Raw genomic sequence first — 7,239 nt, forward strand, 5'->3', positions numbered from 1 at the left:
AGCAATCAAAACACGGCGCGATTTGGAGTGTCAACCTGCGTTTTGTATCGATGTATTTTTACGACATTGTTATTAAACGATACAAATCGCTTGCACGGAAGAATGCACCAGTATGGTGCGCCGCCGCACCCGCAAGGCGCATTTCTCATAGGGAGGACGGTAAAAAGAGAGCAAGCGCTGGAGGGGAATGTGAAACCGGGAAAGAGGCGCTGCGATGCAACAAGCAACATTTGGCGAATGAGCTTATTCGAATATCATTCCGCTAAAACTTAAATCCGCCGTCACTTCTTCATTTTGACCAAAACCGCATTTTGTACGGCGAACCGCAATTGATCGAATAAGGATATTCAGATTAACTATCAGGTAGGGCAACATTATCTGCCGCGCCCTTTTTCAGGGCGTGGGCAGTCTCGCCACATATTTCCACAGGGAACTTTGTGACTGCTTGTTTACTATCGAAAAGATACTAATGACAAACTTGCGGGATGACAAATGGTTTCGCTACAACCAGCCCGCTTTGCGGAATCTTCTGTACAAATAACAACAGACAGTGATCATCAGCACCAGCGCGGCCGGGTAGCCGTAGGGTGAATCGAGTTCCGGCATGTATTTGAAGTTCATGCCCCAGATGCCGGCGAAGGCGGTCATCACGGCGAAGATGGCGGCATAGGCGGCCAGCTTCTTGTTCACTTCACCCTCGTCGATGGCCACCATGGACAGGTGCACCTGGATCGCCGTGCTGATGGTGTCGCGGATGGAATCGAGGGTGCCGCTGATGCGCAGCAAGTGGTCGTGCACGTCGCGGAAATATTCCTGGGTGTCGGCGCACACGGCCGGCACGCGGCCGCCGTGCAGCTTGCCCACCGCGTCCAGCAGCGGCACCATGGCGTGGCGCAGCACCAGCGCCTTGCGCTTCAGCGCATACAGCCGCTCGATGTTGGCGCGTTGCGCGCTTTGCACGAAGATGCGCTCCTCGATGTGCTCAAGTTCGGTCTCCATCGCGTCGGCAATGGGGAAATACCGGTCTACCACCGCGTCCATGATGGCGTACAGCACGAAGGCCGGCCCCTGCCGCAGCAAGTGCGGCTCACGCTCGGCGCGGGCGCGCACGCCCAGCAAGTCCTGGCTGCTGTTCTGGCGGTTCGACAGCACGTAGTTGGGGCCGACGAACACGTCCACCTCGCCGACCAGCAGCTCGTCGCTGTTCGGGCGGGCTTCGATGGTCTTGACCACGACGAACAAGGAATCGCCGTACTCCTCGATCTTGGGGCGCTGGTGGCCCCGGCTGGCGTCTTCCACGGCCAGCTCGTGCAGGCCGAACTCTTCCTGCATCACCGCCAGCTCGGCCGCATCGCCGTCGCGCAGCGCCACCCACACGAAGCAGTCGCCGCGCGCGACGTAGTCGCTGATGTCCGGCACGGGGACGTCGGCCAGCTTGCGGCCGTCCTGGTAGGCAACACAATTGATCAGCATAAGGTCAGCTTCCGCGATAAAGCCGGAAGCTTAGCATGGCAAAGGTGGGGCCGCTAATCGTGCGCGTATGGTCCGCTAATCGTCCTTGGCACCATCAATACCAAGCTCGGCGATCTTGCGCGTGATGGTGTTGCGGCCTATGCCCAGGCGCACCGCCGCGTCGTTCTTGCGGCCGTGCGTGTACTTGAGCGCGGTGCGTATCAGTGCCGATTCGAACTGGCGGCCCAGCACGTCCATCACCTCCTGCTGGCCGCTGGCCAGCATGCCGGCCGCCTGCAGTTCCAGCAGGCTGAGCCAGCTATCAGCACTGGCCGCGCCGTGGCCGGCGCCGTTCAGCGCACCCGCCATGCCCGGCACAGTCCCCACGCCCGAGCCTGCGCCCGCCTCGGCCGGCACCGCCAGCACCGTGCCGTGGTGGTGCAGGCCGCCGTGTTCGTGCGCTGCGCTGGCCGGCGCCGTACCGGACGGCGCCGACATGCCGCCTTCGGCCGGCCGCCCGCCCTGCTCCTGGGTCAGCTCCAGCGGCAAGTCCTTCACTTCCACCGTCTGGCCCGGCGCCATCACGGTAATCCAGTTGCACAGGTTTTCCAGCTGGCGCACGTTGCCCGGCAAGTCCAGGCTGCACAGGAACACCAGTGCCGAATCGCTCATGCGCTTGGCTTCCACGCCCAGCTGCTTGGCGCTCTGCACCAGGAAGTGCCGCACCAAAATGGGGATATCCTCGCGCCGCTCCCTCAAACTGGGCAGGCGCAGGCGGATCACGTTCAGGCGATGGTACAAGTCTTCGCGGAACAGGCCGTCGCGCACGCGCTGTTCCAGGTTCTGGTGCGTTGCAGTAATGACGCGCACATTGGCCTTCATCGGCTGGTGCCCGCCGACGCGGTAGAAGTGTCCGTCCGACAGCACGCGCAGCAGGCGCGTCTGCAAGTCGAAGGGCATGTCCCCGATCTCGTCGAGGAACAGCGTGCCGTTCTCGGCCTGCTCGAAGCGTCCGCGGCGCGTGGTCTGCGCGCCGGTGAAGGCGCCCCGCTCATGGCCGAACAGTTCCGATTCCAGCAGGTCTTTGGGGATCGCGGCCGTGTTGAGCGCGATAAAGGGCTGCGCCGCGCGCGGACTGTGCTTGTGCAGCGCGCGCGCCACCAGTTCCTTGCCGGTACCCGACTCGCCGGTGATGAGCACGGTCACATTGGACTGCGACAGGCGGCCGATGGCGCGGAACACCTCCTGCATGGCCGGCGCCTGGCCCAGGATCTCGGGCGTCTCGGCCGGGCCGGACTCCACGCTGGTCTCGCGCAGGCTCTCGTCCAGCGCGCGCCGGATCAGCTCGACGGCCTTGTCGATGTCGAAGGGCTTGGCCAGGTACTCGAAAGCCCCGCCCTGGAACGCCGCCACGGCCGAGTCCAGGTCGGAGAAGGCGGTGATGATGATGACCGGCAGGCCGGGATGGCGCGATTTGACCAGCTGCAGCAGGTCCAGGCCGGAATCGCCCGGCATGCGGATGTCGGACACCAGCACCTGCGGCGTTTCATGCTCCAGCGCGGCGATTGCGTCGCGCGCGTTGGCAAAACTCTTGGTGGCCAGGCTTTCCCTGGCCAAGGCTTTTTCCAGTACCCAGCGGATCGATTCGTCGTCGTCAACTATCCAGATTGGCTTCATGTGTTCTCTGTATCCCGCGGATGGATCTATCAAGGGACCCGGACCCGGCATCGCGCCGCGCCCGCTTATGGCAGGGGCAGCAGGATCCTGAAGTCCGTATATCCAGGCCGGCTCTCGCACTCGATCACACCCATGTGCTGCTGCACAAAAGTCTGCGCCAAGGTCAGCCCCAAACCGCTGCCGCCTTCCCTGCCCGACACCAGCGGATAGAAAATGCGGTCGCGGATCTGGGGTGCGATACCCGGTCCATTGTCAATGATATGCAAGTCTAATGCCAGGTTGTAGCGCACCTTGGCCAGGGTCACCTGGCGCGCCACCCGCGTCTTCAGCACCAGCTCCGCGTCGCCCTGCTCGATGCGCTGCGACAGCGCCTGCGCGGCGTTGTGCGCGATGTTGAGCACGGTCTGGATCAGCTGCTCCTTGTCGCCCCGGAACTCGGGGATGGAGGCGTCGTAGTCGCGCCGGATCGCCAGCCCGGACGGGAACTCGGCCAGGATCAGGCTGCGCACCCGCTCGCACACTTCGTGGATGTTGACGTCGCCCACGATGTGCGGACGGCGGTGCGGCGCCAGCAGGCGGTCCACCAGGGTCTGCAGGCGGTCCGCCTCCTTGATGATGACCTGGGTGTATTCGCGCAGTTCGGCCAGGTGCAGCGGCGGCAGCTCCATTTCCAGCAGCTGCGCCGCGCCGCGGATGCCGCCCAGCGGATTCTTGATCTCGTGCGCCAGGTTGCGGATCAGCTCCTTGTTGACCTGGCTCTGGTCCAGGATGCGCTCCTCGCGGTCCAGCTTGAGCTGCTGCACGTTCTCGCGCAGTTCGATCAGGATGGCGCCGTGCGGATCGTCCAGCGCCGACACGATGCTGTGCACCTGCAGCGGTTCCTTGCCGGCGCGCTCCAGCGTCAGGTCCTGGCGCAGGTCGGAAAACTTGTGCTCGCGCGCCTGCGCGATGATGTTGACCAGCTCGTCGGGATTGGTAAACAGCGCCGAGAAGCGCTGATGCGACAGCGCCTTCACCGAACTCTCCAGCAGGTTCTCGGCGGCCGCGTTGACGTAGGTGATCAGGCCGTCGGCGTCCAGCAGGATCACGGCCGAGGCCAGCAGCTCCAGCCCGGCCAGCGATTGCGGGCGCGCCATGGCGGCCGCCGCGCGGGCGATATTGGTGACAATGCTCATGGTGCCTCCCCTTGGGGTGGGTGCGGAAGCGGCTGCCGGCGTATCCCTGCCGCGTATCCCGACCGCATTTCAGCGGATATTCTGGATCTCGCGCTTGAGCGCTTCCACGTTCTTTTCGGACCGGCTGATGCTGTCCTTCAGGCTGGCCACCCGCTCCTGGTATTTCGCATAATTGCGCTCGTCCCCGCGCCGCTCCGGCTCGCCGTTGTTGAACTCCTTGCGCAGTTCATTCAGCTTGGCCTGCTCGCCGTTCAGCTCCTCCATCAGGATCGCGCGGCGGTCGGCGTCGCGCGCCTTCTGCTCGCTGGTGTCGACGCGCGGGAAGTCGCTCGGCGTGGCGGCCGGACTGGGCGACGGCGCCTTCGGCCTGGCGCTCTCCGCGCGCCGCGCCGGCGCCGGGATCGCGCCCGGGATGTCCAGCGCCTTGCAGGAGGCGTGCTTGCGGGTGTCAGTCAGCTCCTTGTGGCCGCTGGCGTCCACGCACAGGAAAATCTGTCCCTGGGCCGACGCGGCGCCGGCAGCCAGGCCGGCGGCGAACAACAAAACGAAAGGTGCGAAATTCCAGGTAGTCATGCCCCGACTATACAACATCCGGTAAAAAAAACGCGAGGAGAGCAGCTGCTGTCCTCGCGTCTGGTTGCAGGCCGGCACCAGGCCGGCCCTGCGTCGCTCATTACAGCGAGTAGTACATGTCGAATTCGACCGGGTGCGTGGTCATGCGCATACGGGTCACTTCGGTCATCTTCAGTTCGATGTAGGCATCGATCATCGAATCGGTGAACACGCCGCCGCGGGTCAGGAACTCGCGGTCCTTGTTCAGGTGATCCAGGGCTTCTTCCAGCGAAGCGCACACGGTCGGGATCAGTGCGTCTTCTTCCGGTGGCAGATGGTACAGATCTTTCGAAGCGGCTTCGCCCGGATGGATCTTGTTCTGCACGCCGTCCAGGCCGGCCATCATCAGTGCTGCGAAGCACAGGTATGGGTTTGCCAGTGGATCCGGGAAGCGGGTTTCGATGCGGCGGCCCTTAGGATTGGCCACGTGCGGAATACGGATCGAAGCCGAACGGTTGCGGGCCGAGTACGCCAGCTTCACTGGCGCCTCGTAGCCTGGCACCAGGCGCTTGTACGAGTTGGTGCCCGGGTTGGTGATCGCGTTCAGCGCCTTGGCGTGCTTGATGATGCCGCCGATGTAGTACAGCGCGAAGTCGGACAGGCCGGCATAGCCGTCGCCGGCGAACAGGTTTTTGCCGTCTTTCCAGATCGACTGGTGCACGTGCATGCCCGAACCGTTGTCGCCAACGATAGGTTTCGGCATGAAGGTGGCGGTTTTGCCATAGCTGTGGGCCACGTTCCAGACCACGTATTTCAGGTTCTGGGTCCAGTCGGCGCGCTCGACCAGGGTCGAGAACTTGGTGCCGATTTCGTTCTGGCCGGCGCCGGCCACTTCGTGGTGGTGCACTTCAACCGGGATGCCCAGCGATTCCAGGATCAGGCACATTTCCGAGCGCATGTCCTGGAAGGAATCGACTGGCGGCACTGGGAAGTAGCCGCCCTTGACGGTAGGACGGTGGCCGCTGTTGCCGCCTTCGATGTCCTTGTCGGTCGACCAGGAAGCTTCGTCGGAGTCGATCTGCACCTTGGCGCCCGACATGTCGATTTTCCATTTGACGGAATCGAAGATGAAGAACTCTGGCTCGGGACCGAAGTAGGCCGTGTCGCCCAGGCCGGACGATTTCAGATAGGCTTCAGCGCGCTTGGCGATGGAGCGCGGGTCGCGGTCGTAGCCCTTGCCGTCCGACGGTTCGATCACGTCGCACTGCATGAACAGGGTGGTCTCTTCCATGAACGGGTCAATGTTCGCGGTTGCTGGGTCAGGCAGCAGGATCATATCGGATGCTTCGATGCCCTTCCAGCCGGCGATCGAGGAGCCATCGAAGGCGTGACCGGATTCGAACTTGTCGATATCGAAGTGCGATACAGGCACAGTGACGTGCTGTTCTTTGCCGCGGGTGTCGGCAAAGCGGAAATCAACGAATTTCACTTCGTTATCTTGTACCATTTTCAATACTTCTGCGGCGGTCAGTGCCATGCGTCTCTCCTAGTGAAAAAGTGGGGCAGCCCACGCTGTTGCGTGCAGCTTGAAACTCGTCAATCCATTAAGCAGGAAGCGTGCCAGAAGTTTTCCCCTCTTGCACTACTTTTGCGCATAATCAAACGCGCACCGCGATGGTGCATTTGCCAAATTTTGCACAAATTCGGTGCGAAATATTGGCATTTCAAAAAAATGCATCGACTTGGTGCAAAAAAGTTTTCATGGACGATCGGGCACTATAATAAACGCAATATTGACAGCGGAAGTGGGAAAAATCGCCATGAGCACTATTACCGAGATCCTTGCCCGGGCGCGCGGCCGCGATGCCGCCCTGCCCTACGCCGGCGCCGTGACGCCGGCCGAAGCGTACGCGCTGCTGAGCGCGGACAGCGGGGTCAAACTGATCGATGTACGCACCAATGCCGAGCGCGACTGGGTGGGCCGGGTAGCCATCGCCGAGGCCCAGCATGGTGCAGTGCAGTGGAGCACCTATCCCGGCGGCGTGCCCAACCCGCAATTCGTGCAACAGCTGGAAGCGGTGGCGAAAAAAGACCAGGTGCTGCTGTTCCTGTGCCGCTCCGGCGTGCGCTCGCGCCACGCCGCCAAACTGGCGACCGAGCACGGCTACACCCAATGCTACGACATCCTGGAAGGCTTCGAAGGCGACAAAGACGCCGCAGGCCACCGCAAGCTGGTCGGCGGCTGGTGCCAGGCCGGCCTGCCCTGGCTCGGCGCCTGACACCGCCCTGCCGCAAGGACTTTCCCTAACGAAAAATGGGGTCAGGGTTAATTAATTTGTCCAAGACAAATTAATTAAACCTGACCCCATTTTGCCGTATTACA

At 62.5% G+C, this 7,239-nt stretch carries 6 protein-coding genes; 1 reads left to right on the plus strand and 5 read right to left on the minus strand.

Annotated elements, in window-relative coordinates; translation table 11 throughout:
* Window positions 1-501: 501 nt before the first annotated feature.
* The 5 genes from corA to glnA form a co-directional block, all read right to left on the minus strand.
* Entirely contained in the window at window positions 502-1,473 is a 972-nt protein-coding gene (gene corA, locus AC6H42_RS20370; RefSeq protein WP_057153496.1) for a magnesium/cobalt transporter CorA, read from the minus strand.
* A 75-nt stretch (window positions 1,474-1,548) separates the two neighbouring features.
* A complete protein-coding gene (gene ntrC / locus AC6H42_RS20375) occupies window positions 1,549-3,129 on the minus strand; it encodes a nitrogen regulation protein NR(I) (RefSeq protein WP_497548815.1) in 1,581 nt (526 codons plus the stop codon).
* A gap of 65 nt (window positions 3,130-3,194) precedes the next feature.
* A complete protein-coding gene (gene glnL, locus AC6H42_RS20380; protein WP_057153494.1) occupies window positions 3,195-4,304 on the minus strand; it encodes a nitrogen regulation protein NR(II) in 1,110 nt (369 codons plus the stop codon).
* 69 nt (window positions 4,305-4,373) lie between these two features.
* A complete protein-coding gene (locus AC6H42_RS20385) occupies window positions 4,374-4,877 on the minus strand; it encodes a DUF4124 domain-containing protein (protein ID WP_057153493.1) in 504 nt (167 codons plus the stop codon).
* Between the two features lie 100 nt (window positions 4,878-4,977).
* Window positions 4,978-6,393, minus strand: coding sequence for a type I glutamate--ammonia ligase (gene glnA / locus AC6H42_RS20390; protein WP_028833743.1), 1,416 nt, complete (start codon window positions 6,391-6,393; stop codon window positions 4,978-4,980).
* 283 nt (window positions 6,394-6,676) lie between these two features.
* Between glnA and AC6H42_RS20395 the strand changes: the two genes are divergently transcribed.
* On the plus strand, window positions 6,677-7,135 hold the full coding sequence (locus tag AC6H42_RS20395) for a rhodanese-like domain-containing protein (protein ID WP_057153492.1): 459 nt from the start codon (window positions 6,677-6,679) through the stop codon (window positions 7,133-7,135).
* Window positions 7,136-7,239: the final 104 nt, after the last annotated feature.

Source organism: Massilia sp. NBRC 108631 (genome assembly GCF_059704565.1).